Origin of the sequence: uncultured Sphingomonas sp., from assembly GCF_913777625.1 — a bacterium.
Taxonomy (GTDB): Bacteria; Pseudomonadota; Alphaproteobacteria; order Sphingomonadales; family Sphingomonadaceae; genus Sphingomonas.
Genome location: NZ_CAJYTI010000010.1, coordinates 296007 through 322008, shown reverse-complemented (window position 1 = coordinate 322008; position 26002 = coordinate 296007). Strand labels below are relative to the sequence as shown.

The window sequence follows — 26002 nt, the reverse complement described above, 5'->3', positions numbered from 1 at the left end:
GCCTGCGTCTACCTCATGCTGTGGGAAACTTTGCCGTGTCTGCCTTCGCCAATTTGAAGATACAATGGAAGATCCTCGCTCTACTTGCAGCGCTTGGCCTGGTGACGCTCGGCGTCGCCTGGTATGGCGGCAAGGTCCTCCTCGAGGCGGACGACAGCTATAGCGACATGGTCGACACGCGGCTGCCGGACACGGTCAAGCTCGCCCGCGTCAACCGGCTCGCCACCGAGATGGTCTATGCCGGCTACAAGGCGATGGCCTATGACGGCGCATCCGAGACCGCGCGCGCCGCGGCGAAGGACGAGGCCGCCTCGTTCGAAAAGGCGTTGAAGTATATCGACGAGGTCAGCACGTCGGAGCCCAAGCAGGCCGACACGCTCAAGCCGTTGGCGGACCTCGTCCGCGAGCTGCACGCGCGCCTCCAGAACAGTATCGCCCTTGGGCTGCGCAACGACGACGAGGGCGCCCGCAAGGTCCTGGTCACGGCGGACGACACCGCCGCCCGCCTGACCAAGGCGATGGCTGCGCTCAACGACGGGCGCATCAAGGACACCGCCCAGACCTCCACGGCACTCAGCGCCCGTTCGCTGTCGATGCGCACGACGCTGCTCGCCACCGCGGCGGTGGCGCTGGTCGCGGCGATGGGCCTCGCCGCCTTCCTCTCCAAGAGCCAGATCGTCGCCCCGCTCCTCCGGCTGCAGGACGCGATGCGCGCGCTGGCCGGCGGCAACACCGCGGTCGACGTCCCCGGCACCGACCGGCGCGACGAAGTGGGCACGATGGCCCAGTCGGTGCTGGTCTTCCGCCAGGCGGCCGTCGAGCAGGCCGCGGCGAACCAGGCCAAGGCGGCAAGCGACGCGGCCCAGCGCCACGTCGTCGAGACGCTGGAGGCGCGGCTCAACCAGCTCGCCGGCGGCGACCTGACCGCCACGATCGACAGCGCGTTCGCGCCCGAATACGAAGCGGTGAAAACCAACTTCAACGCCGCCGTCGCCGCGCTGCGCGATCTCATCGCCTCGGTCATGGAAAGCGCCGAGACGATCTCCACCGGCTCGGCCGAGATCGCCCAGGCCAGCGAAGATCTCGCCCGCCGCACCGAGGCCGCCGCCGCCAGCCTGGAGGAAACCTCCGCCGCCGTCACCGAGATGGGGCAGCGCATCAAGAACACCGCGACCGCCGGCACCCAGACGGTCGAGCGCGCGACCGGCGCGATCGGCGTGGTCGACTCCGGCCGCAGCGTCGCCGACGAGGCGATGCAGGCGATGTCGCGCGTCTCCGAAAGCGCCAAGGGCATCGACACGGTGATCGAGGGGCTCGACAAGATCGCCTTCCAGACCCGCGTTCTCGCGATGAACGCCGCGGTGGAGGCCGGCCGCGCCGGCGAGGCGGGCCGCGGCTTCGCGGTCGTCGCCGACCTCGTCTCGGCGCTGGCGATGCGCGCCGAGGAAGAGGCCGGCCGCGCGCGCGACCAGCTGACCACCACCCAGACGGACATCAACGCCGCCGTGGAAATGGTCCGCCGCGTGGATTCCGCGCTGGGCGCGATCGTCGGCGACGTCAACGAGGTCCACGGCCTGCTCGAGACGATGGCGCGCGACAACCAGGCCCAGGCCTCGACGGTGTCGCAGGTGCAGACCGCGGTCGGCAGCATCGACCAGATGACCCAGCAGAACGCGGCGATGGTCGAGCAGACCTCCGCCGCCGCCCGCAACCTCAACACCGAGGTGTCGTCGCTCAAGGCGCAGGCGCTGCGCTTCAACACCGGTCGCGGCGCGACGCGCGCGATGGCGGCCCCGTCCCGGACGGCGCCCACCGCAGCCTTCGCGCCGAGCAACCGCCCCGTGGCGGAGGTGCGCGCGGTGACGATGGCCACGGAGGACTGGGCCAGCTTCTGACGCCCCGCCCGCCGGCGACCGGCGCGGGCATGCTCTCGAACGACGCGGCGCGGCAACGCACCGCGTCGTTTGCGTTTGGGGTGGCAGTTCCGCCGTCGCAGCCCGCCGGCGACGATGTCGTCCCCCGCAGCGTCCCCAGCGTCCGCATTCCGATCGTCGCTGCGGCACCGGACACGCCACATGGGCTGGACAACATCGCGCTCGCTTGGCCGCTGTCGAACCGCGCCGGCGCATGGCAAAAGTTGGCACGGCTGGTACCGGCACTACACCGGTGCCGATCCTCGAACCGGCGCCCGGCGACCGGTTATCGCGCCTGCGGAACCGCGTTCGGGTTCCACTTCGACGTCCCGGCCGGGCGTGGCGGGGTCGAGAGACATTCGCTACTTCGGTCGGGGCCTGGCGACCATGTCGGCCGCGCCGGCGTCCCCCCGCCCCGCGCGCCCTTATCGCGAATATGGACGAAGTGGGCGCAATATGGACGGCCAGCTTCGTTCGTCGCATCTCGGCCGACGACCATCGAACTGGTGCAAGATGCGGCGCGCACGGAGCGGAAGAGAGATCTCGGCCCTATGGCACGGCGCGCGTCAAACGGTGGGTTCCTTCTGCGGCAACACCGCGACGGGACGGACGCCCTTTTCCTGCGCAGGACTCTTTTCGGAACGTCGACCCGACGCACCGCGCTTGCCCATCTCGACCTCCCGCAAAATGCTGGCATCGTCGGCAACCAGCCAGTCGGCGAGCTTCAGCCCGATCGCACAACGGATCAGGTCGCTTTTGGTGACGTTCAGCCGATGGGCGAGCTCACGAAGGCGCGCGTCATCCGACGGGCGCAGGTAGACGGAGCGCATAACCAATTCATCAGTCACAATAAATCTCCTTCCCCCCAGTCGATCACGACGTGGGAAAGGCATATATACATATATACACCTTTCCACAATCTTACAAGCTCATTAATCTCTCGGTTACTGCACATATCGCGCGAGCAGCTTGGTTGCCATCAGGCCAAGCGCGCCCAGATTCGACATAGCGGGTCCCTGCGCCAAATCCGCCAGCGCAGGGACGTGCAGGCCCGGCGGAAAGTCGAAGTCCGCCGGCATGGACAGATATCGGTCGATGTTCGCTTCTATCGAATCCCGCAAGTCCTGCGCAGGACTTCCCTTGCCGCCGGGTGCCGTAGCCGCTGCCGCCGCTGGATGATCCACCAGCTTGAGGAGCGACCAGCGATCAAACCCCAGCGCGTTGACGAGAAGGTCGGCTTCAATCGCGGTGGAACTGCCGGAGGGTGTTTCGACATCGATCGACAACATGTCGTCGGCGTCGATCGCCACGCTGCGCGCCTTGCCCATCTCGTAGCGAATCTTCGCGGACCCGTCGATCACGCGCTTGATGCGCATTGAGATGACCCCGGCCTCAGTCCGTTCGAGAAGCAATTTCCGATCCGCCAACGTCAGGCTCTGCCAATCGGAAGGATCGGAAAACCAGCGCCGCTCGGCATGGCCGTCCCCGCGCGGGAACAGCGTTCCCATGGGACTTATCGAGTGGATCTGCTTGTCATTCTCGAGATACCGCTCGGCAAGCCATGCCACGATCGTTCCCGCAGAGCCACCATTGCCCGCAACCACGATTTTCTGCGGGCCGGCGTCTAGGAAGCGCGCGCGATTGGGCCAGAAGCTGGCCGCATCGAACACCCGGTCGGGAGCAATTTTTTCCTGCCCCGCCAAGCGACGCGCATCGCCGCAGCCGGTCAACACGACGCCATCCACGATCATCGGGTTTCGCCAACCGTCCTTTACCGATTCGACGCACCATTTGTCGTTAACCCTGGAAACGCGCTTGACCTCCGCCTGGACCAGCGTCTGTCCCGCCTGCTCGAATACCCATCCGAGATATTTGGCGAAAAGGGCATGATTCGGGTGGGCACGATCGCGGTCCACCCAATCGGCGTACAGATCGTTTGCCACCAGGAACGCTGGCCAGGAAAAGCGGGCAAAAAGGTCGGAAGAAAGCAGGGGACCGAAAGGATCGCCGGGCCCCTGTTCGCCATAGGGAAAACCGACATCCTTCTCCCCCGGCGTGCAGAGCGTGAGAAATCCGGAGCTGAACGCGCCGTCTCCATCCCATGCGGCGCCAACTCTTTCACGTTCAAATATAATGAGTTCGGGAACCCGGCCGCTCCCCAACCGATCTCGTAATACTGCACATCGGGCAGCGAGTGCTGCCGCCTTCGGCCCACCCCCCACAACTGCAATCCGTGCCACGATTTCTTCCCCCCGTTTCGTTACCCCTCCGTCGATCGGGACATTTAATCAGGTATTCGTCAGCCTTGCACGGCATTTGCGCTAGTGTTCGTCTGTGCATCTTCCCCCATCCCGCTTCCGCCGCCCCTCCATCCGGTCCAGCGCGCGCGTCAGCCATCCCTCCGCCTCCTCGCGGGTGGTGCGCGCCAGCGGGAGGCCGGCATGGGGCTTTCCCTCGACGATTTCCGGGCGGCGATAGCCGAGCAGCAGCAGCGCTTCGCGCGGGGTCATGCGGGTGAGCGGCTCGGTCTCGTCCAGCCGCGCCTCCCAGTCCGCCAGCGCCTCCCCGTCAGGACGGAGCGCGTGGAGCGCATTGTCGAGCAGCGCCAGCTCCAGACGTTCATAGCCCTCGTGCAGCGCCGCTTCCATGGCGCGGGCGAAGGCGGGCGAGCGCGCCCGTCGGGCATAGATGGCATTCCAGCCGATCCCGGTCGCCTCGGCCGAGAGCCGGACATTGGCGGTGGTGGCGAGATGGACGAGGAAGCGACGCTCGCCCTCGGTGGTCAGCAGCCCCTTGGGCGCGCGGCGCACCTGCAGGCGCCGGCCGCGCGACGCGCGCACGCTATACTCGCCGCCGCCGGTGATCGCGGCATCGCCTTCGGGCGGGGTCGCGCCCCTGCCCGCGGCGAGCTGGGCCTCGGCGAAGCTGAGCGCTGCGTCCCATTGGGCGGCGAAATCGGGGTCGCGGGCGCGGCGCTTCTGGAAGGTCTTGCGCGTCTGCCCCGCCTGCTCGGCGGCGAGCGTGACGTTGGCGGTACGGCGCAGCGCCTTCAGGAAGCGCTGGTTCTCCCGGTTCCGCTGCGTCCTGGTGCCGCGCATGCTCCGCCCTCCCCTGCCGCCCGCTGTCCGGGTGGGGAGATTGTGTTCCTTTTTTGTTCTGTCAAGATCCTCCCCCGCAAGCGGAAGCGACCGCTGCCAGGGGCGGTGGCGGCGGGGTGTCCCGGCTGGTACGGGAGGCCTGCGCCACCGGCCGGGACACCCCTCCGCCAGGGCTGCGGCCTGCCACCGCGCCGTGCAGGGGCGATCGTCCGCCGGTCGCGCGTCGCTTGACTCCCCTGCCGATTCGGCTATGTGCGCGGCTCCTTCTTCGGAAGGAATCCGTCCGAGACAGCGAGGGACCGGAATATGCCGGTCTTAATCTCTCGCCTAGACGGGGACAGAATTTTCCGGCGACGTCGCCAGTCTCGCGCAGCTGCGCAGCTGGTTTTATGCGTTCCGGGTCACGCTCCAGGGATGCGTTCCCCGGCCTCGTGACGATCCTTCCCCTCGGACAAATGCGCCTGGCCCGTGTTCGCACGGGTCGTTAACCGGGGTTGCCGTCCGTTCGCGGGAGGCAGCCTCATGTATGAGGAGACCGGCATGGATCGTTCCCAGAAGGCCGACGCCGTTGCCGAGCTGAACCGCACCTTCAACGAGGTTGGCGTGGTGGTTGTCACCCGCAATCTCGGCATGACCGTCAAGCAGTCGACGGACCTGCGCAACAAGATGCGTGCAGCCGGCGCGACCTATAAGGTCTCGAAGAACAAGCTCGCCAAGATTGCCACCCAGGGCACCGATTATGCGGTGCTCGCGGACCTGCTGACGGGTCCGACGGCACTGTCCACCTCCGTCGACCCCGTGGCTGCGGCCAAGGTCGTCGCGGACTTCGCCAAGACGAACGACAAGCTCGAAATCGTCGGCGGCGCGATGGGCAATGTGCTGCTGGATCCGGCTGGCGTGCAGGCACTGGCCTCGCTGCCGTCGCTGGACGAGCTGCGCGGCAAGCTCGTGGGGCTCATCGTGGCACCCGCGACCAAGCTCGCCACCATCACCCAGGCACCGGCGGCGCAGATCGCCCGCGTGCTTGCGGCACACAGCGAAAAGCAGGCTGCCTGAGCTTCGGCTTCAAGCGACCGTTATCTTATCCCGAAACTTTTGAACTGATTGGAGTTTACAATGGCTGACCTCAACGCAATCGTCGACCAGCTTTCCGCGCTGACCGTTCTCGAAGCCGCTGAGCTTTCGAAGCTGCTCGAAGAGAAGTGGGGCGTTTCGGCCGCCGCTGCCGTCGCCGTTGCCGGCCCGGCCGCTGGTGGCGCCGCTGCTCCGGCTGCTGAAGAGCAGACCGAGTTCGACGTGATCCTCACCGGCGACGGTGGCAAGAAGATCAACGTCATCAAGGAAGTCCGCGCGATCACCTCGCTCGGCCTGACCGAAGCAAAGGCGCTGGTCGAAGGCGCCCCGAAGCCGGTCAAGGAAGGCGTGTCGAAGGACGAAGCCGAGAAGATCAAGAAGCAGCTTGAAGAAGCCGGCGCGACCGTCGAAATCAAGTAAGTGCTTCCTGGCCGATTTCAAGGCCTCGAAACATGGAAAGGGCGGCCTGGCAACAGGCCGCCCTTTTCTTTTGTTGCCAATACTAGAGCGCGGCCGGGCGATACGCGGTAGCCGCCAGCGCAGCGGGTGCGGGCCGATCAAGCCAGATCGGGCCCGGCTTGTCCGAGGCACCGGCGCTCCCGATCAGAAAGTCCGTCCCGCTTCGGCGAATACTGAGCCCGGCACGCCAGCGCAGATCGAGCATCAGCAGCGCGACGAACATCGGGCGGCCGCGCAGCGACACCGTATGGATCCGCGATCGCGGCAACACCATCCGAACCGGCAGCCGCAGCACAGCGCCGGGCGCGAGATCGAACGCCTCCGCCTGCGCCATCCCCGCAGACGCGCCATGGAAGGCGGCAATGTCCCGATCCTGGCCCGGATGCGCGCTGATCAGGGCCAGTGCCGGCCGTAGCGCCTCGGCCCGCTGGGGCCGGGTGTTGGTGATCTCCAGCTCCAGCTCGAACCGGAGCTCGGTCTCGGCAAAGCGGAGCTGCCCGGCGGCGACGCGCACGGCGAAGGGCGAGGTATCGGAATCGGGTATCGCGCGATCGCGTGGACGCGGCGGCGGCGCGGGCCGCGGCGGATCGACGGGGTCCAGGCGCGCCGCGATCACCGGCTCCGGAGCGGTGCGCCGACGATTGCGCCATAGGACCCACCCGGCCAGCGCGAAGGAGATCGCCGCGCCCCCGGCGAGCCACGGCCAGCGCGCCACGGGCGTTGCGGTCGGCGGCAACGCGGATCCGGCAGGAGGCGGCGGAGTCGCTGCCGGCCGCCGCTCGATCGCCGGCGACCCTGTCGGCGGCGGCGACGGCGCCCTTGCCCGCGGCGGCGTGGGCGTTGCCGAGGCCCGGGCTGGTCCTGCGGGGGACGATGCGACATGCGGACGGGGCGGAGCCGGCGTAGTTCTCGGCGTCGGAACCGCAACCGGCACGGGCGTGACGATCGGCACGGGCGAAGGCGCGGGGCTCGGCTCCGTCCCCGGCAACCGAAAGCGCTCGGGCAGCACGCCCGGAATGGCCTGGGGCGTGGATGCAGGCGTCGGAACAGGCGTGGGCGCCGCCTGCTCCTGCGCCGCTGCCGGCGCCGAGGCCAGCCCCGTCAAGATGGCCGCCGATAGTGCTGGAAGGATCCCCGATCTCACCTGCGCGTGCTGACGATCCGCAGATGAACCGCCGCTGCACCGGCCACAGTTCAGTCTATTGCTGCGGCCGCCTGTGGTCGCGACAAGATCAGTGGTTGTTGCGGCTCATCTTGCGCTCGACCTCACCGCGGATCCGCGCGACACGCGCGCGATCCACCCGATCGAGCCGCTCGCGCTCCATCCGGTCCCGTTCGGCACGCTCGAATTCCTCGCGCTCGCGGTCCTCGCGCGCCATGCGCTCGGCGATCCGCAACCGGATCGCCTGCAGCGCGGGGGACGCCTCGTCGCGCGCCAGCCGTGCGCGCAGGCCGTCCTCGCGGCGCACCGCCTCGGCCGCAGCGATACGGTCCGACCAGTGGCGCGGTCGGTCCTTCTTCTTCGCCCGGGCGCGGAGACGCTGCAGCGCGACCCGGTACATACGGAACATCCGCCCGGCGTGGATACCCGTCAGAATCGCGGCCAGGATCGCGACGCTAATATAGATTCCGCTGTTGGGGTGCGGCGCACGCAAAACCAGCAGGACCATGAGATAGCTGATCAGCGTCATCATCAGACAATAGGCGCCGAATTCCAGCGAGGTCATGAGATACCGGCGAACCGATTCGGGCTTCATCAACGCAATCCCATCAGGCGAGCCGCTCCTGCGTTGTCACCCCCGCCCGGCGCACTCTTCGCATCCGCATCATGAACCGAGCACGTTAATGAATCCTAAAGGCGCGGCAGGTGGAACGCCTCAGGACCGAAAAATCGGCGGCCGCACATCCGCCTCATCCACTTCTGCAAGTCGCAGCATGCGCGCGGCAAGGCGCGCGCGGATCGCCTCGAGCGACAGGTTCGGATCGATCGTCGCCGTCTCCTCCTGCTCGGGGTCGATATCCAGCTCGGCGCAGCGCTCGCGATAGGCAAGTTCCACCGCTTCCAGCTTCTCGAGCAGCCGAACCCGTTCGGGGTCGCCGCCGCGTGCCTCCAGCCGCTCCGAGGCGATACGCTCAGACCATTGCAGAGTCACCAGTTCGTCGCGCTGCGGCTCGCGCGGCCCGATGACAAGATCGTCCGGGAGCGCCGCCAAGCGCCGCATCGCCCTGCGATAGCGCCCGAACATCCGTAGCGCGTAGAGCCCGGTGAACACCGCCATCGCGATGCAGGTGTTGATATACCAGCGGGCATTGGCCTGGGGTGCGTAATTGACGAGCACATACATCGCCGCGCCAAGGGCCGTCATGAACAGGAAGTAGACGAAGAACTCCAGCGTCTCACGAAGATACCGCCGAATGTCCGCGACCCTCATGGCACTGCGCCCCTGCCCGTGCGGCGCCTGGTTCAGCCGCCGCTTGTATCGGCTGCAATTCAATCGGAAGGAGGTTAAGGAAGAATGCAGAGGGACGCAGAAGGCCTAGGGATTTCCCCGTAATACCAGGCATGTATGGCGAACCCGCCGCTGCCGGCCTCGCCGGATGACGGCCGCCCCGCACGCGGCGGGGCGGCCGCATCGATCAACGCGCTTTGGCCGCGCTCTGGTCTACCGGCACCACCGGCAGCAGCACCGAGCTGGCCTGCTTGCCGCCATAGACGATCGACACCGTCGCCTTCTGATAGTCGCCGGGCTTGGCGAAGAAGATGTTCTCCACATATTTCTGCGGGTTGCGGTCATAGACCGGGAACAAGGTCGACTGGATCTGCACCATGATCCGGTGGCCCGGCAGGAAGGTGTGGTTCACCGCCGGCAGTCGGAACTTGTACTCCTGCACCTTGCCCGCCGGGATCGGCGAGGGATGCTCGAACGAGTTGCGGTAGCGACCGCGGAAGATGTCCATCGCGATCGGCAGCTGGAACCCGCCCATCTCCTTGGCCGAGGCGATCTCGTCCGGATAGACATCGATCACCTTGACGACAAAGTCGCCGTCGGTGCCGGTCGTCTTGGCGAAGATGTCCGCGAGCGGCACGCCGGAGAGGCGTACGGCCTCCTTCAGCACCGGGGTCGAATAGCTCAGCACGTCCTGCCGCCCGTCGACGAAGCGCTGGTCGGTGACCAGATAGGTGCCCCAGCGGCCGTCGTTGAAGTTGATCGGGCGCGGCAGGTACGGGACCGGCTTGGCGGGATCGGAGACATAGCTGTCCTCCCCTGCCCCGGTCTGCGCGAAGCCCGCAGTCTCGCCGGCGCCGAGATAGAGCGGCGTCAGCTGCGCGCCCAGCGGCCACTTGTTGAGGAAGTCCCAGTGGTTCTCGCCGGTGTTGTAGATGCTGGCGACCGGCGGGGTATAGGACGGCGCGCCGTCCTTCAGATGCGCGTTGAAGAAGGGCAGCAGGATGTCGCGCCGCGCCTGGAGCGCCGTATCGCCCTCGAAGTTCAGCTCGCCGAGCTTCGAGCCGTTATAGTTGAAGCCCGAGTGCCGCCACGGGCCCATCAGCAGGAAGTTGTTGGTCGCCTGCGGAGTCTTCTGCCGTTCCTCCCAGGCATGGATCGCGCCGTACATGTCCTCGTGATCCCACAGGCCCTGCTCCCACAGGGTGGGGACGTTCGAGGGATTGGCCGCAAGGATCTTGTCGAGGGCCTGGCCCTGCCAGAAGGCATCGTACGACACGTGCTGGCTCAGCTTCTGCCAGAAGGGCAGCTGGTCATAGCCGTACTGCTTGGCCCAGTCGCCGGCCGAGCCGACCTTGCGGAAGGTGTCGTAATCGTCCCAGCCGCCATTGGGCGGGGTCGGGCCGCCGGCCTTGTAGCCGGTGATGCCGGAGATCCAGCCGATATTGGGCAGGCGGAAGGCGCCGTGGTGGAACCAGTCGTCGCCCATCCATCCGTCGATCATCGGGCTTTCGGGCGCGGCGACCTTGAGCGCCGGGTGCGGATGGAGCAGCGCCATCACCACCGTCCAGCCTTCGTAGGACGAACCGAGCATGCCGACCTTGCCGTTCGATTCGGGCAGGTTCTTCACCAGCCAGTCGATCGTGTCATAGGCGTCGGTCGTGTCGTCGACCTTGGTCGGGTTGAGCGGGCCGACCGGCGGGCGGGTGACAACGAAATCCCCTTCGGAGCGATACTTGCCGCGAATGTCCTGGAACACGCGGATATAGCCGGCCTGGGTGAACACCTCGTCGCCCTGCGCCAGCACCGAGAGCATCTTGTTGCTGTCGGTACGGCGAACGCGGTTGTACGCATCATAGGGCGTGCGGGTGAGCAGGATCGGGGCGTTCTTGGCGCCCTTCGGAATCACGATGGTGGTGAACAGCTTGGTGCCGTCGCGCATCGGCACCATCACCTCGCGGCGGATATAGTCCTTCGGCCCTTCGGGGAGCACGAACTTGGCCGGGATGTCGTTGAACGGCTGCGCCTGCTGGGCGTGCACGGCGGGAACCAGCGCCGTCGTCGCGAGGGCGGCCAGAAACAGGGTACGAAGCTGCATGATGTCTCCCCAGAGAACCGAAGCCCGGGGTGATAGTGTCACATTGGCGCGATGGGAAGCGCCTGCCCATGCATTTTGATCGGCGAAAAAGCTGGAGGGACGAGGCGCTGCCCCGCCCCTCCAGGGCCGATCAGAAGCGGCCGGTCAGCTGCACGCCGTAGAAGCGCGGCTCACCCGGGATGTAGGTCGGATCGTTGAAGGCGCCGCCGGTATTGCCGGCGTCGAGCAGATACTTCTCGTTGAGCGCGTTGCGGACATAGCCGGCGACCTCATATTTGCCCTCGGCGAAGCTGACGCCCGCCTTCAGGTTCACCAGCGTGTACTTGGTCTGCGAAATGGCTTCCTTGTTGGGGATCTCGAAGAAGATCTTGCTGCGATAGGTCACGCTGGGCGTCGCGAAGACGCGGATGCCGTTGCCGACCGGCGCGTCGACCGTGAAGCCGGCCGCCCACTGGGTGCGCGGCTGCAGGCGGAAGCGGTTGTTGGCATAGATGCCGTTCGCCTTGGTGTTGTCGATGCCGCCGTCGATGAAGCCGACATTGCCGAATACCGTCAGCCAGTTGGTCGGTCGCAGCTGCCCCTCGGCCTCGAAGCCGAGATTGCTGGCGGTGCCGGCGCTCTCGGTGATGCTGGTGCCGACCGGGCGGCCCGACGGATCGTTCGCGTCGGTGACGGTGCGGCTGATCTGGAAGTTGCGATACTTCTGGTAATAGACCCCGATCGAGCCGTTGAACATACCGCGCGACAGCTTGGCGCCGCCCTCATAGTTCCACACCGTCTCTTCCGGGATCACCGAGGCCACGACCGGCGCGGCACCCTGGTTGACCACCGGCGAACGGCGGCCCTTCGAGATGGTGGCATAGAGGTTGAGCGCATCGTTCACCCGGTACAGCGCGTTGAAGCGCGGCAGGAAGGCCTGGAAGCTGTCCTGGCTCCACAGCGTGCCCTTGGTGGTGGTCTGGCCCGGAATCAGCGGCGCCTTCGACAGCACCGAATTGGGGGCGACCGACACGAAGCCCGACTTGCGCTGCTCGATCATCGCGCGAAGCCCTGCGGTCAGCTCCAGCTTGTGGCTGGGCATCCAGGTCGCTTCGCCGAACATCGAATATTGGTCGTTGATGCCCTTGTTGGTGAAGATCGAGCTGTACGGGATCTGCGTCGCCGCGCCCTTGGTGAGGATCGACGTCGCCTGCGCGGCCGTCACCACGCCCGTGGACGAGATGCAGCCCAGCCCCGGGATCAGGTTGGCCGCGCACTGCAGGTAGATGCCTTCCTCGGTCGAGAAGGGCACTTCCTGGCGGTTGTTCTCGTGGAACACGTTCCAGCCGAAGCTGGTGCGGAAATGGTCGTTCGCATAAGCGAAGCGCGATTCATGGCTCAGCTGCGAGCCATAGGCGCCCTCGGCGAATTCGAGCCACCAGGCGGCCGAGCCGTCGGCGTCGAATACTTCGAGCGAGCTGAACGAACGATAGCCGTTGACGGTGGTGAAGCTCCAGCCGTCGCCCAGATCGTAGCGCGCGGTGAGGTTCACGTCATACACGTCGCGGGTGAGACCCAGCTTGTCGCTGCCCAGCACCTGCTTGGAGAAGGGCGAGCCCGACAGGTTGGCGGCACCGAAGGGGTCGCCGGGGCCCTGCGACGTCGCGAAGCGCTTGGAGACGAACGCCGTGCCGCTGTTGCGCTGGCGGTCATAGGTGCCGACCAGATCGACGGTCAGCGCACTGGTCGGCGTGTAGCGGAGCGAGGCGCGCAGGCCGAGCTGGTTCTGCGCGTAGAGGTCGCCCTGGGTGGTCGACAGGTTCTTCACATAGCCGTCGCGCTTCTTCCACTCGCCGGCGATGCGCGCGGCAATCACGTCGTTGCCGACATTGAGATGTCCGCCCGCCAGATAGGCATTGTAGTTGCCATAGCCGGCGGTCACCTCGCCCTCGACGCCCGGCTTGGGCTTGGCCGAGATGATGCTGACCGCGCCCACGGTCGAGGCCGTGCCGAACAGCGTCGCCTGCGGGCCCTTCACCACTTCGATGCGGTCGACGTCGTAGACCGCCTGGTACGCGCCGCGCGACCGCGAGATATCGACGCCGTTATAATAGAGCGTCACGCGTGCCGCCTGCTGCGCCGAGCCGCTGTCCGAGGTGATGCCGCGGATCACGATACCGGGATTGTTGGCGCTCTGCTCCTGGATGTTGAGGCCGGGAACATAAGCGGCGACCTCGTCGAGATCGTCGACGCCGAGGCGCTTCATCGTCTCCTGGGTGACGGCGGTGATGGTGATCGGCACGTCGCGGAGCTTCTGCTCGAACTTCTGCGAAGTGACGATGATGTCGCTACCCCCCGGCGCTTCCTGCTGCTGCTGCGCATCCTGCGCGTGGACCGCCGTCGCCGAAACGGTGGCGAGCAAAATGGCGACGAGACCCGATTTCTTGTTCATGGTGACCCTCCCTGGTTCGGGGAGGCCGTTGGGGCTCAAATATGAAACTATCACTGCAACGCGATGATGGTTTTATGTCCTGATCCAAGGGACACTCGGTGGCGGGCCGCGCTCAATTCGCCTTCAGCGCGGCGCCGCGCGGTTTGCGGAAGCGCTTGCGCAGCGTCTGCGCCGGCCGCTCGATCGCTTCCCAGGAGAAGGCGGCGAAGGGAAGTACCAGCACCATGGTGGCGAGCGCCAGCAGATGCCCCTCGATCGCCGGCACCAGGAGAAGGATCAGCCGCATCACCGGCATGCCGTAGATATAGGTGCCGAAGGAAAAATCGGGCAGTCGCGGCGCGCCCGGTATCTTGCCGGCGGCCAGGAACCCGACGCACAGCACCCAGTAGAGCACCGCGATGCTGCGAAGAATGTCCCCGAAGAACAGGGATCGGGTCAGATACACCAGCACCAGCAGTGCCAGCGCGCCGAGCCAGGACAGCGGGATGCGGTGCCGGTTGGCATAGGCCACGCCGCCCAGCAGGAACGCGGTCCACAGGCGGGCAATCTGCTCCAGAAAATAGAGGTGCCCGTGCAGCATGCCCTGCAGCCAGGCATGCACCGGCGGAAACAGAAACAGCAGCGCCCCGCCCAGACTGACCGGCACCACGAACCGGTGGAAGGGCTTGCTTCGCAGCAGCCCGAGCTTGGCCAGCACCGCGATGATGACGTAGCAGCGGATCTCCCACGGGATCGTCCAGAGCGAGCCGTTGATGTTGCACGGTTCGCCGCTTCCGCCACAGAAAACGCCGGTCAGCGAATACCAGCCCAGCGTCAGCTGGTTGTAGATCAGGAACCGCAGGGTATCGCTGCCGGTGAGATAGGCCCCGATCGACACCGTCGTGAAGGGAAGGAACAGCAGCACCACGATCACGCACATCGCGATCATGCCCGGCCAGATCCGCATGAAGCGCGAAAGGGCGAAGCTGCCGATCGAGGCATTCCGCTCGAGGCTCCGGTACATCAGGAAGCCAGACAACGCGAAGAAGCCGTTGACCGCAAACCAGGACATCGGCTGGTGGAAGAGCGCAATGGTCTCGTCCATCCCATTCGTCGCTTCCAGCGAGTGGGAATAGATGACGGATGCTGCCAGAATCAGTCGAACGAGGGTGAGGTTGTTGTGCTTCGCATCCAAAACACGGTCTGAAAGGAAATATCCCACACTTGTCCCCTGCACCCGTGGCCGAACCGAAGCCGGTCCTCGAACGCCGCTTCCCTGCTGCGCGGCATACCATGTCGCTGGAAACCGTCGTGTCGGGTCCCTGGCTTGTCCGGTGCCTAGCACAGGCCTTCATCCGGCCCATAGCCTGCGCCGTGCTCTAGCGACGAACTCCGCCGCGGCGCAACAGATTGTTGCTGCCAAGTGCCTAGGCTGCTTGGCGAATTTGGCGCCCCGCGCCTGGCGGGGCCGGCGGGGAACGTCTTGACCTGCCGATCGGCCGGCGCGGACAGGCTTTGACATCCCCTGCCCCACCCCCTATATCCCCGCTCTGGCCCTCCGTTCGGGACATGATGCGCCGTCGCGCAGTGCATCGTACGAATGGAACGGAACGGCTTGTCAGACGCCTGTAGAGCTGCCGAATCCCGAGCATCGGGGGTCGCGCGGCCTTTCGGCGTCGATTTGCACGTCCTGGCTCCCGGACAGGGGCACCGAGTTTACGGCTGACGAGGCAACACACACCTATGGCTACCAAGGCAATCGAGGGCGGCACGCTGAAGCGCCGCATCCGCAAGGTGTTCGGCGACATCCACGAAGTGGTGCAGATGCCGAACCTGATCGAGGTTCAGCGCGAATCCTACGAACAGTTCCTGCGGTCGGACCCCTCGATCGGCTATGTCTCCGGCCTCGAGAAGACGCTCCGCAGCGTGTTCCCGATCCGCGACTTCGCCGGCACCGCCGAGCTCGACTTCGTGACCTACGAGCTCGAGGATCCGAAGTTCGACGTGGACGAGTGCCGCCAGCGCGGCATCACCTATGCGGCGCCGATGCGCGTGACGCTGCGCCTCATCGTGTTCGAGGTCGATCCCGATACGGAAGCCCGGTCGGTGCTCGATATCAAGGAGCAGGACGTGTACATGGGCGACATGCCGCTCATGACCGAGAACGGCACGTTCTTCATCAACGGCACCGAGCGCGTCATCGTCAGCCAGATGCACCGGTCGCCGGGCGTGCTGTTCGACCATGACCGTGGCAAGACCCACGCGTCGGGCAAGTATCTCTTCGCCGCGCGCGTGATCCCGTATCGCGGTTCGTGGCTGGACTTCGAGTTCGACGCCAAGGACATCGTCAACGTCCGCATCGACCGCAAGCGCAAGCTGCCGGTCACCAGCCTGCTGTACGCGCTGGGGCTGACGTCGGAAGAGATCCTCAACTATTTCTACAACCGCGTCACCTTCCTGCGCGGTCCGAACGGCTGGCAGATCCCCTTCCAGGTGGAGAACTGGCGCGGTTCGAAGCCGATGTTCGACATCGTCGACGCCAAGTCGGGCGAGGTCGTGTTCCCGGCCGGCCAGAAGATCAGCCCGCGCGCAGCCAACAAGGCGGCGAAGGACGGTCTCGAAACGCTGCTGATCCCGACCGAGGAAATCTTCGGCCGCTACAGCGCCTATGACCTGATCAACGAGGCCACCGGCGAGATCTACATCGAAGCCGGCGACGAGGTCTCGGCCGAGAATCTCGAGAAGCTCGACAAGGCCGGCATCGACCGGATCGAGCTGCTCGACATCGATCACATCGCCACCGGTCCGTGGATCCGCAACACGCTCAAGGTCGACAAGGCCGAAGAGCGCCAGCAGGCGCTGTCCGACATCTATCGCGTCATGCGCCCCGGCGAACCGCCGACGCTCGAGACGGCAGAATCGCTGTTCGCCGGCCTGTTCTTCGATCCGGAGCGCTACGACCTCTCGGCCGTGGGCCGCGTGAAGCTCAACATGCGCCTGGGCCTCGACACCCCGGACACCGTCACCACGCTGCGCACCGAGGACATTCTCGAGGTCGTCAAGACGCTCGTGAACCTCAAGGACGGCAAGGGCGAAGTCGACGACATCGACAATCTCGGCAACCGCCGCGTGCGTTCGGTGGGCGAGCTGCTCGAGAACCAGTACCGCGTCGGCCTGCTCCGCATGGAGCGCGCCGTGAAGGAGCGCATGTCGTCGGTCGACGTGTCGACGGTGATGCCGAACGACCTGATCAACGCGAAGCCCGCGGTCGCCGCGGTGCGCGAGTTCTTCGGTTCGTCGCAGCTGTCGCAGTTCATGGACCAGACCAACCCGCTCTCCGAAGTGACGCACAAGCGTCGCGTCTCGGCGCTCGGGCCGGGCGGTCTCACCCGTGAGCGCGCAGGCTTCGAAGTCCGCGACGTTCACCCGACCCACTATGGCCGTATCTGCCCGATCGAAACGCCGGAAGGCCCGAACATCGGTCTGATCAACTCGCTGGCCACCTTCAGCCGCGTCAACAAGTATGGCTTCATCGAGACGCCCTACCGCAAGATCATTGACGGCAAGGTGACCAACGAGGTCGTCTACCTGTCGGCGATGGAAGAGCAGAAGCACACGATCGCGCAGGCATCGGCCGAGCTCGACGAGAATGGCGGCTTCGTCGACGATCTCGTCTCGGCCCGCCAGGGCGGCGAATTCCTGATGGCGCTGCGCGATCAGGTGACGCTGATGGACGTGTCGCCAAAGCAGCTCGTCTCGGTCGCCGCCTCGCTGATCCCCTTCCTCGAGAAGGACGACGCGAACCGCGCGCTGATGGGCTCGAACATGCAGCGTCAGGCCGTGCCGCTGGTGAAGGCGGAAGCGCCCTTCGTCGGCACCGGCATGGAAGCGACCGTGGCCCGCGATTCCGGCGCCGCGATCGCCGCCAAGCGCTCGGGCGTGGTCGACCAGGTCGACGCGACCCGCATCGTGGTGCGCGCAACGGGAGACGTCGATGCCAGCGAGAGCGGCGTCGACATCTACACGCTGATGAAGTTCCAGCGCTCGAACCAGTCGACCTGCATCAACCAGCGTCCGCTGGTGAAGGTGGGTGACATCGTGCAGGCCGGCGACGTGATCGCCGACGGCCCGTCGACCGAGTTCGGCGAGCTGGCGCTGGGCCGCAACGTGCTCGTCGCGTTCATGCCCTGGAACGGCTACAACTACGAGGACTCGATCCTGATCAACGAGCGCATCGTGAAGGACGACGTGTTCACGTCGATCCACATCGATGAGTTCGAGGTCGCGGCCCGCGACACCAAGCTCGGGCCGGAGGACATCACCCGCGACATCCCGAACGTCGGCGAGGAAGCGCTGCGCAACCTCGACGAGGCGGGCATCGTGTATGTCGGCGCCGAAGTGGAGCCGGGCGACATCCTGGTCGGCAAGATCACGCCCAAGGGCGAGAGCCCGATGACGCCGGAAGAAAAGCTCCTCCGCGCCATCTTCGGCGAGAAGGCCAGCGACGTGCGCGACACCTCGCTCCGCCTGCCGCCGGGCGTGTCGGGCACGATCGTCGACGTCCGCGTGTTCAACCGTCACGGCATCGACAAGGACGAGCGTGCGCTGGCGATCGAGCGCGAGGAAATCGAGCGCCTGCGCAAGGACGCCGATGACGAACGCAACATCCTCAACCGCGCGACCTGGTCGCGTCTGCGCGAGATGCTGCTGGGTCAGGTCGCGACCGCCGCGCCGAAGGGCCTGAAGAAGGGCGTCACGATCGACGAGGAGTTGCTCGACAGCGTCGACCGCCACGAGTGGTGGAAGTTCGCCGTCCAGGACGACACCATGCAGGGCAACCTGGAAGCGGTGAAGGGCCAGTATGACGAGGCCGTGAAGCGCATCAAGGACAAGTTCGAGGACCGCCGCGAGAAGCTGGAGCGGGGCGACGAGCTGCCGCCGGGCGTGCTGAAGATGGTCAAGGTGTTCGTCGCGGTGAAGCGCAAGCTGCAGCCGGGCGACAAGATGGCCGGCCGCCACGGCAACAAGGGCATCATCAGCCGCATCCTGCCGCAGGAAGACATGCCGTTCCTCGAGGACGGTACCCCGGTCGACTTCGTGCTCAACCCGCTGGGCGTGCCGTCGCGCATGAACGTCGGGCAGATCTTCGAGACCCATCTGGGCTGGGCCGCGCGCGGCCTGGGCCGGAAGATCGGCGATGCGCTCGATGCATGGCGTGCAGCCAACCCGAACCCGCAGGCCGGCGAGCCGCCGGAAGCGGTGCGCGAGCTGCTCAGCACCGTCTATGGCGACAACTACAAGGACGAGCTGCGCGAGCGCACGACCGAACAGCTGGTGGACCTGGCACAGAACGTCCGTTCGGGCGTGCCGATGGCCACCCCGGTGTTCGACGGCGCCGTGGAAGCCGACGTCTCGGCGATGCTGCGCATGGCGGGCCTGGACGAATCCGGCCAGGTGACGCTGTTCGACGGGCGCACGGGTGATGCGTTCGACCGCAAGGTGACGGTGGGGTACAAGTATGTGCTCAAGCTGCACCACCTGGTCGACGACAAGATCCACGCGCGTTCGATCGGGCCGTACAGCCTCGTCACCCAGCAGCCGCTGGGCGGTAAGGCGCAGTTCGGCGGCCAGCGCTTCGGTGAAATGGAAGTGTGGGCGCTCCAGGCCTATGGTGCGGCGTATACGCTCCAGGAAATGCTGACGGTGAAGTCGGACGACGTGGTCGGCCGCACCAAGGTCTACGAAGCGATCGTCAAGGGCGACGACACCTTCGAGGCCGGCATTCCGGAGAGCTTCAACGTGCTCGTCAAGGAAATGCGCTCGCTGGGCCTCAACGTCGAGCTGAAGAGCCAGGAAGAAGACGACGGTCTGGCCGAGGCGGCGGAGTAATCTGCTCTAGCCCCTCCCCCTCGGGGGAGGGGTTGGGGTGGGGCCTGAAAAGGCCCGCTCCGCAACCGACGACGAATGGACATCCCCTCCCCTAGCCCCTCCCGTACGCGGGAGGGCGATGGAGTGAAGAAATGAACGAACTGACGAACTTCGCGAACCCGCTCGCCAAGCCGGAAACCTTCGACCAGATCCAGATCGGGATCGCGTCGCCGGACCGTATCCGCAGCTGGTCGTTCGGCGAGATCAAGAAGCCCGAGACGATCAACTACCGCACGTTCAAGCCCGAGCGTGACGGCCTGTTCTGCGCGCGCATCTTCGGTCCGATCAAGGATTACGAGTGCCTGTGCGGCAAGTACAAGCGCATGAAGTACAAGGGCATCGTCTGCGAAAAGTGCGGCGTGGAAGTGACCGTCTCGAAGGTCCGCCGCGAGCGCATGGGCCATATCGAACTGGCCGCCCCGGTTGCCCACATCTGGTTCCTGAAGTCGCTGCCGAGCCGCATCGGCCTGCTGCTCGACATGCAGCTCAAGCAGCTCGAGCGCGTGCTCTACTTCGAGAGCTACATCGTCACCGAGCCGGGCCTCACCCCGCTCGAGAAGTTCCAGCTCCTCACCGAGGACGAGCTGCTCGACGCGCAGGATGAATATGGCGAGGACGCGTTCTCGGCCGGCATCGGCGCCGAAGCGGTCAAGATCATGCTCATGGATCTCGACCTCGAGGGCGAGCGCAAGGAGCTCCTGGAAGAGCTGGCGACGACCAAGTCGGAGCTGAAGCCCAAGAAGATCATCAAGCGCCTCAAGGTCGTCGAGAGCTTCATCGATTCCGGCAACCGCCCGGAATGGATGATCCTGGACGTCGTGCCGGTGATCCCGCCCGAACTGCGCCCGCTGGTGCCGCTGGACGGCGGCCGCTTCGCGACCTCGGATCTCAACGATCTGTATCGCCGCGTGATCAACCGTAACAACCGCCTGAAGCGCCTGATGGAGCTGCGCGCGCCGGACATCATCGTCCGCAACGAAAAGCGCATGCTGCAGGAAGCCGTCGACGCGCTGTTCGACAATGGCCGCCGCGGCCGCACCATCACCGGTGCGAACAAGCGTCCGCTCAAGTCGCTGTCCGACATGCTCAAGGGCAAGCAGGGCCGCTTCCGTCAGAACCTGCTCGGCAAGCGTGTCGACTATTCGGGCCGTTCGGTCATCGTGACCGGTCCGGAGCTCAAGCTGCACCAGTGCGGCCTGCCGAAGAAGATGGCGCTCGAGCTGTTCAAGCCGTTCATCTACGCGCGTCTCGATGCGAAGGGTCTGTCGATGACCCTGAAGCAGGCGAAGAAGTGGGTCGAGAAGGAGCGCAAGGAAGTCTGGGACATCCTGGACGAGGTGATCCGCGAGCACCCGGTTCTGCTGAACCGCGCGCCGACGCTCCACCGTCTGGGCATCCAGGCGTTCGAGCCGGTGCTGATCGAAGGCAAGGCGATCCAGCTCCACCCGCTGGTCTGCTCGGCATTCAACGCCGACTTCGACGGTGACCAGATGGCCGTCCACGTTCCGCTGAGCCTCGAGGCGCAGCTGGAAGCGCGCGTCCTGATGATGTCGACCAACAACATCCTGTCCCCCGCAAACGGCAAGCCGATCATCGTGCCGTCGCAGGACATGGTGCTGGGTCTCTACTACATCACCATGGAGAAGGAAGGCGAGCCGGGCGAAGGCATGATCCTCGCCGACATGGCGGAGGTCCACCAGGCGCTCAACGCCGGCGCGGTGACGCTGCACTCGAAGATCACCAGCCGCGTGCCGCAGACCGACGAGAACGGCAACACCTACCTCAAGCGCTACCAGACCACGCCTGGCCGCATGCTGCTCGGCGAGTGCCTGCCGCACAGCCACAAGGTGCCGTTCGACGTTGTCAACCGCCTGCTCACCAAGAAGGACGTGGGCGACGTGATCGACGAGGTCTATCGTCACACCGGCCAGAAGGAGACCGTGCTGTTCGCCGACGCGATCATGAGCCTCGGCTTCCGCAACGCGTTCAAGGCAGGCATCTCGTTCGGCAAGGACGACATGATCATCCCGGAAGCCAAGGTTGCGCTGGTCGACGAGACCAAGGCCCTGGTGAAGGACTTCGAGCAGCAGTATCAGGACGGCCTGATCACGCAGCAGGAGAAGTACAACAAGGTGATCGACGCCTGGAGCCGTTGCGGTGATCAGGTGGCCGCGGCGATGATGGACGAGATCAAGGCGGTCAAGAAGGACCCCGTGACCGGCCGCCAGATGCCCGACAACGCCATCTACATCATGGCGCACTCCGGTGCCCGTGGTTCGGCGGCGCAGATCAAGCAGCTGGCCGGCATGCGCGGCCTGATGGCCAAGCCGTCGGGCGAGATCATCGAAACGCCGATCATCTCGAACTTCAAGGAAGGTCTGACCGTTCTTGAATACTTCAACTCGACCCACGGCGCCCGTAAGGGCCTCGCGGACACCGCGCTGAAGACGGCGAACTCGGGCTACCTCACCCGTCGTCTGGTCGACGTGAGCCAGGACTGCGTCGTCCTCGAGGACGATTGCGGCACCGAGCGCGCGCTGGAGATGAAGGCGATCGTGCAGGGCGGTTCGGTGATCGCCTCGCTCGGCGAGCGCATCCTGGGCCGCACCACGGCCGAGGACATCATCGATCCGAAGACCAACCAGGTGGTCATCCCGATCGGCACCCTGCTCGACGAGGCGATGATCGCGCAGATCGAGGCGCTCAGCACCCCCGCGGTGAAGATCCGTTCGCCGCTGGTCTGCGAAGCCAAGCTCGGCGTTTGCGCCAAGTGCTACGGGCGTGACCTCGCCCGCGGTACCCCGGTGAACATCGGCGAAGCGGTGGGCGTCATCGCGGCGCAGTCGATCGGCGAGCCGGGCACGCAGCTGACCATGCGTACCTTCCACATCGGCGGTGCGGCGCAGCTCAACGAGCAGTCGAACCTCGAAGCCCCTGTGGACGGCAAGGCCGAGTTCCGCGACCTGCGCCTGATCGAGGATCAGCGCGGCCGTCGCGTGGTGCTCAGCCGCTCGGGCGAGATCGCGATCATGGACATGGATGGCCGCGAGCTGGCCGTGCACAAGATCCCGTACGGCGCCTATGTGATGTTCGACGACGGCCATCTGGTCAGCGCCGGCGATCGCATGGCCGAGTGGGATCCGTTCACCATGCCGGTGATCACCGAAACCGGTGGTGTCGTGAAGTATCAGGACATCATCGAAGGCAAGACCATGACGGAGCAGGTCGACGAAGCGACGGGCATCGCCCAGCGCGTCGTCACCGAATTCCGCGGTGCGGGCAAGAAGGAGGACCTGCGTCCTCGCATGACCCTCACCGGCGAGAATGCCGCCGAAGCCGCTCGCTACATGCTGGCGCCGGGCGCGGTGATCTCGGTCGAGGACGGTGCCACGGTGCAGGGCGGTGACGTTCTCGCTCGTGTGGCGCGCGAGTCCGCCAAGACCCGCGACATCACCGGCGGTCTGCCGCGCGTCGCCGAGCTGTTCGAAGCGCGCAAGCCTAAGGAAAATGCCATCATCGCGAAGGTCTCGGGCCGCGTGGTGTTCGGCAAGGACTACAAGGCCAAGCGCAAGATCGGCATCCAGCCCGAGGACGGCGGCGAGGTCGTGGAGTATCTGGTCCCGAAGTCGAAGGTGATCGACGTTCAGGAAGGCGACTACGTCAAGCGTGGCGACAACCTGATCGGCGGTTCGCCGGATCCGCACGACATTCTGGAAGTGCTCGGCATCGAGCCGCTGGCCGAATATCTGGTCAGCGAAATCCAGGAAGTCTATCGACTGCAGGGCGTGAAGATCAACGACAAGCACATCGAGGTGATCGTTCGCCAGATGCTGCAGAAGGTCGAGATCACCGACGGCGGCGACACCACGCTGCTGGCGGGCGAACAGGTCGATCGCGACGAGATGGACGAGCACAACGCGAAGCTCCAGCCGGGCCAGCAGCCCGCGATGGGGAAGCCGATCCTGCTCGGCATCACCAAGGCGTCGCTGCAGACCCGCAGCTTCATCTCGGCCGCGTCGTTCCAGGAGACCACCCGCGTGCTCACCGAAGCCGCGGTGCAGGGCAAGAAGGACACGCTGCTCGGCCTGAAGGAGAATGTGATCGTCGGCCGCCTGATCCCCGCCGGTACCGGTGCGGGCATGGGTCGCCTGCGCGTCGCTGCCACCTCGCGCGATGCGGCGCTGCGCGTCGCCCAGCGCAAGATGCAGGAAGCCTCGCTCATCGCGCCGGCGAGCGCGGCGGAAGAGCATGCGGCCGAACTGGCCCGCAGCGCGCGCGATGCGGCCGGCACCGGGGATGATCCCCTGGCGCAGGTGGCGCCCTCGGGCCACGGCACCGACGCGGATGCCGGCGAGTATCTGAACGAGGCGGAGTGATCCGCCCCGTTCGGGGGCTCGCTGCCTGACCGAGCGTGACAAGAAGGAAGCCGCCGTCCGGGAACCCGGGCGGCGGCTTTTTTCATGCGTCCCGCGCCGCACCGCGCGACCATTGTTACGCGGGCGATCTATAAGACGAGGATGACGCTACGGCCTCCCCGGTTCGATTTGCCCGCTCTCGGGCTGCCGGCATTGCTCGCTGCCGGCGGGCTCTATGCCGCGCACGCGCTCGATCTTGTGCATGGCGCCGCGCGCCACCCGCAGCAGATCGAGCCCGGCGAATGGCTGATCCTCGCAGCGGGTCTGCCGCTGGTGGCGGGCTGGTCCGTCCTGCACCGATACAATGTGCGTGCGCGTCAGCGCGCGGCCGAGGAACGTGCCGAATTTCTGGGCCAGCACGATCCGCTCACCGGACTCGGCCATCGCCGAGCGGCCGAGGAACATCTCGCGCTGCTGCTCGCCGAACCCTTGGCTGCGGGCACGCAAATTGCCGTGCTGATGCTCGAACTGGATGATTTCGGCGCCATCAATTCCAGGCTCGGTGGCGCGGTGACCGATGCCCTGCTCAAGGTAGTGGCGCGGCGGCTGGAGGCGTCGGTGCGTGTCACCGATCTCGTCGCGCGCGTCGAAGGACATCGATTCCTCGTGCTGCTGCCCGAAGTGGATGGGGCCATCGCGGCCGAGGCGATCGCGCGGCGGATCTGCGTGGCGATCGAGGCGCCGATCGAGGCGCAGGGCGGCCGGCACGTGGTGCGGGCAGGCATCGGGCTCGCGCTCCAGGAGCGTGACGGCGTATCGGCCCCTACCCTCCTCCGCCGGGCCGAAGCGGCGCTCGACGCGGCGAAGGCAGACGGCGCCGGTACGTGGCGGTTCTACGAACCCGAGGAAGCGCTGGCCGGCTAACCGCCGGCGCGTCAGGGTCTGGCCCTTCCTCGGCGGGGTTCAGAAGGAAAAGGTCGTGCGAAGCGCCGCGACCACGACCGTCGGGGATCGGTCGATTCCGCCGCGATCGAAAATGAACTGAAGGTCCGGCTTGAGCGTCAGCCAGGGAGCGACCTTGTCCGAATAGGCGAGTTCCAGGGCGGTCTCCGCCTTCGCCACCGGCAGCCCGTCCGCAGCCCGCATCGCCCGATATCCCTTGGTCGTCACACCGTGATTGACGGCGATGGAGAACGCGGAATCCGGCCGGTCGGCCAGCACCCGTTCGACCAGAACACCGGCCTGCGCGCCACCCTGATAGGGCGTGGTCTTGCCATCCGACACACCGACGCGGCCGAACAGGGTGACGGCACGGCGATCGTCGGCACCCGCCACCCGCAACTCGGCGACGATATACGCGCCATGGGCGCGCTGGCGCAGCGGCGCGCCGTCGGCATCGGTTTCGGTGAAATCTTCCTGTGCCTTGGTATAGCGCCAATAGCCCACCGCCAGCTTGGCGCCCGCACGTTCGACGCCGATCTCGCCGATCGCCAGCAACCCGTTGCGGAAATCGAAGTCGACCCCGTTCGGCTCGCCGGGGCATCCTGCAGTGGCGTTCAGCAGCGCTGCGCGGACATAGCCGCTCTTGCCGAACCGGCGCTCGACCCGCACGGTGACCGCCGTCGAGGGGAAGATCGAGGGACCATTCACCCCCGTGGCGGAGAGCTCGGACCCGACGCCGAACGCCGGCGCGATCAACAGCCCCGCCGCGCTGTTGGCATAGAATTCGGTGTTGAGGTCATAGAGCCCGGCGCGCACGCTGCCATGTTCGCCGAGGCGTTGCTGCACCCAGGCCTCGAACAGGTGCAGCCGGTGGCTGCGTACCTCGATATTGTCGATGCCCTGCAGGGTGCCGATACGCTCGTTGGGCGAGGTGCCGAGATTGTTCATCACGTGCACGTGCGCGGTCGCGCCATGCCAGCCGATCAACCGATCCAGATCGACATCGCCGAGCAGATCGAGGTTGTCGAGAACATGCACGCGCCGGTCCTCGCTGCCCCGGATGGCGGACAGCACATCGATCTTTTCCACAAGATGTACGCTCGCGGCCGGCTGCGCGAGTGCAGGACGCGACGCCACAAGTGCAAACGTTATTGCAAGTAGAAATCGCTTCATTGCAAAGCATCCTCCTACCCCTCGTGATAGTTTTTAGGTGAAGGACTCCGGGTAACGGAATTTTGTCTATAATTTCTTTGGATCGGTTGATGGTGTGGGGGACGG

General features: G+C 66.0%; 17 protein-coding genes. 7 read left to right on the top strand and 10 right to left on the bottom strand.

The window, feature by feature from the left end:
• The first annotated feature begins 53 nt into the window (after window positions 1-53).
• Window positions 54-1895, top strand: coding sequence for a methyl-accepting chemotaxis protein (locus QZ814_RS06565; protein ID WP_294330340.1), 1842 nt, complete (start codon window positions 54-56; stop codon window positions 1893-1895).
• A 584-nt stretch (window positions 1896-2479) separates the two neighbouring features.
• Here QZ814_RS06565 and QZ814_RS06560 read toward each other — a convergent pair.
• From QZ814_RS06560 to QZ814_RS06550, 3 genes are all read right to left on the bottom strand, one after another.
• Window positions 2480-2761: a CopG family transcriptional regulator gene (locus QZ814_RS06560; RefSeq protein ID WP_294330339.1), complete on the bottom strand. Its 282-nt coding sequence runs from the start codon at window positions 2759-2761 to the stop codon at window positions 2480-2482.
• 96 nt (window positions 2762-2857) lie between these two features.
• Entirely contained in the window at window positions 2858-4153 is a 1296-nt protein-coding gene (locus tag QZ814_RS06555; protein WP_294330338.1) for a SidA/IucD/PvdA family monooxygenase, read from the bottom strand.
• Between the two features lie 81 nt (window positions 4154-4234).
• Window positions 4235-5011, bottom strand: a complete 777-nt coding sequence (locus QZ814_RS06550; RefSeq protein WP_294330337.1) for a hypothetical protein — start codon at window positions 5009-5011, stop codon at window positions 4235-4237.
• A 540-nt stretch (window positions 5012-5551) separates the two neighbouring features.
• On the opposite strand from QZ814_RS06550, the gene rplJ reads away from it, so the two are divergent.
• A complete protein-coding gene (rplJ, locus tag QZ814_RS06545) occupies window positions 5552-6067 on the top strand; it encodes a 50S ribosomal protein L10 (protein WP_294330336.1) in 516 nt (171 codons plus the stop codon).
• A 60-nt stretch (window positions 6068-6127) separates the two neighbouring features.
• On the top strand, window positions 6128-6505 hold the full coding sequence (gene rplL, locus QZ814_RS06540; protein ID WP_084580284.1) for a 50S ribosomal protein L7/L12: 378 nt from the start codon (window positions 6128-6130) through the stop codon (window positions 6503-6505).
• 82 nt (window positions 6506-6587) lie between these two features.
• Here rplL and QZ814_RS06535 read toward each other — a convergent pair whose 3' ends face one another.
• A complete protein-coding gene (locus QZ814_RS06535; protein WP_294330335.1) occupies window positions 6588-7160 on the bottom strand; it encodes a hypothetical protein in 573 nt (190 codons plus the stop codon).
• Window positions 7161-7185: 25 nt separating this feature from the next.
• Here QZ814_RS06535 and QZ814_RS06530 point away from each other — a divergent pair, with 25 nt between their 5' ends.
• The gene (locus QZ814_RS06530) at window positions 7186-7701 is read left to right on the top strand and encodes a hypothetical protein (RefSeq protein ID WP_294330334.1); all 516 of its coding nucleotides are present in this window, start codon (window positions 7186-7188) and stop codon (window positions 7699-7701) included.
• Window positions 7702-7776: 75 nt separating this feature from the next.
• On the opposite strand, the gene QZ814_RS06525 is transcribed toward QZ814_RS06530, so the two are convergent.
• From QZ814_RS06525 to QZ814_RS06505, 5 genes are all read right to left on the bottom strand, one after another.
• Complete coding sequence (locus QZ814_RS06525) at window positions 7777-8238, bottom strand: hypothetical protein (RefSeq protein ID WP_294330333.1); 462 nt, start codon at window positions 8236-8238, stop codon at window positions 7777-7779.
• A 183-nt stretch (window positions 8239-8421) separates the two neighbouring features.
• On the bottom strand, window positions 8422-8976 hold the full coding sequence (locus QZ814_RS06520; protein ID WP_294330331.1) for a hypothetical protein: 555 nt from the start codon (window positions 8974-8976) through the stop codon (window positions 8422-8424).
• Window positions 8977-9181: 205 nt separating this feature from the next.
• Window positions 9182-11089 (bottom strand): CocE/NonD family hydrolase, encoded by a 1908-nt coding sequence (locus tag QZ814_RS06515; RefSeq protein WP_294330329.1) that lies wholly within the window; start codon window positions 11087-11089, stop codon window positions 9182-9184.
• A gap of 130 nt (window positions 11090-11219) precedes the next feature.
• Window positions 11220-13520: a TonB-dependent receptor gene (locus QZ814_RS06510; RefSeq protein WP_294330327.1), complete on the bottom strand. Its 2301-nt coding sequence runs from the start codon at window positions 13518-13520 to the stop codon at window positions 11220-11222.
• 112 nt (window positions 13521-13632) lie between these two features.
• A complete protein-coding gene (locus QZ814_RS06505; protein WP_294330326.1) occupies window positions 13633-14721 on the bottom strand; it encodes an acyltransferase in 1089 nt (362 codons plus the stop codon).
• 521 nt (window positions 14722-15242) lie between these two features.
• On the opposite strand from QZ814_RS06505, the gene rpoB reads away from it, so the two are divergent.
• The 3 genes from rpoB (at window position 15243) to QZ814_RS06490 (ending at window position 24706) form a co-directional block, all read left to right on the top strand.
• A complete protein-coding gene (rpoB, locus tag QZ814_RS06500; RefSeq protein WP_294330325.1) occupies window positions 15243-19388 on the top strand; it encodes a DNA-directed RNA polymerase subunit beta in 4146 nt (1381 codons plus the stop codon).
• Window positions 19389-19519: 131 nt separating this feature from the next.
• Entirely contained in the window at window positions 19520-23803 is a 4284-nt protein-coding gene (rpoC, locus tag QZ814_RS06495) for a DNA-directed RNA polymerase subunit beta' (protein ID WP_294330324.1), read from the top strand.
• A gap of 141 nt (window positions 23804-23944) precedes the next feature.
• Complete coding sequence (locus QZ814_RS06490; RefSeq protein WP_294330322.1) at window positions 23945-24706, top strand: GGDEF domain-containing protein; 762 nt, start codon at window positions 23945-23947, stop codon at window positions 24704-24706.
• A gap of 39 nt (window positions 24707-24745) precedes the next feature.
• On the opposite strand, the gene QZ814_RS06485 is transcribed toward QZ814_RS06490, so the two are convergent.
• Complete coding sequence (locus QZ814_RS06485) at window positions 24746-25813, bottom strand: carbohydrate porin (protein ID WP_294330320.1); 1068 nt, start codon at window positions 25811-25813, stop codon at window positions 24746-24748.
• Window positions 25814-26002: the final 189 nt, after the last annotated feature.

Coding starts and splice junctions, on each gene's coding strand:
- QZ814_RS06550 (WP_294330337.1), bottom strand. CDS start 5,011: ATGCGCGGCACCAGGACGCAGCGGAACCGGGAGAACCAGCGCTTCCTG.
- rplJ (WP_294330336.1), top strand. CDS start 5,552: ATGGATCGTTCCCAGAAGGCCGACGCCGTTGCCGAGCTGAACCGCACC.
- rplL (WP_084580284.1), top strand. CDS start 6,128: ATGGCTGACCTCAACGCAATCGTCGACCAGCTTTCCGCGCTGACCGTT.
- QZ814_RS06525 (WP_294330333.1), bottom strand. CDS start 8,238: ATGATGACGCTGATCAGCTATCTCATGGTCCTGCTGGTTTTGCGTGCG.
- QZ814_RS06520 (WP_294330331.1), bottom strand. CDS start 8,976: ATGAGGGTCGCGGACATTCGGCGGTATCTTCGTGAGACGCTGGAGTTC.
- QZ814_RS06515 (WP_294330329.1), bottom strand. CDS start 11,089: ATGCAGCTTCGTACCCTGTTTCTGGCCGCCCTCGCGACGACGGCGCTG.
- QZ814_RS06510 (WP_294330327.1), bottom strand. CDS start 13,520: ATGAACAAGAAATCGGGTCTCGTCGCCATTTTGCTCGCCACCGTTTCG.
- rpoB (WP_294330325.1), top strand. CDS start 15,243: ATGGCTACCAAGGCAATCGAGGGCGGCACGCTGAAGCGCCGCATCCGC.
- rpoC (WP_294330324.1), top strand. CDS start 19,520: ATGAACGAACTGACGAACTTCGCGAACCCGCTCGCCAAGCCGGAAACC.
- QZ814_RS06490 (WP_294330322.1), top strand. CDS start 23,945: ATGACGCTACGGCCTCCCCGGTTCGATTTGCCCGCTCTCGGGCTGCCG.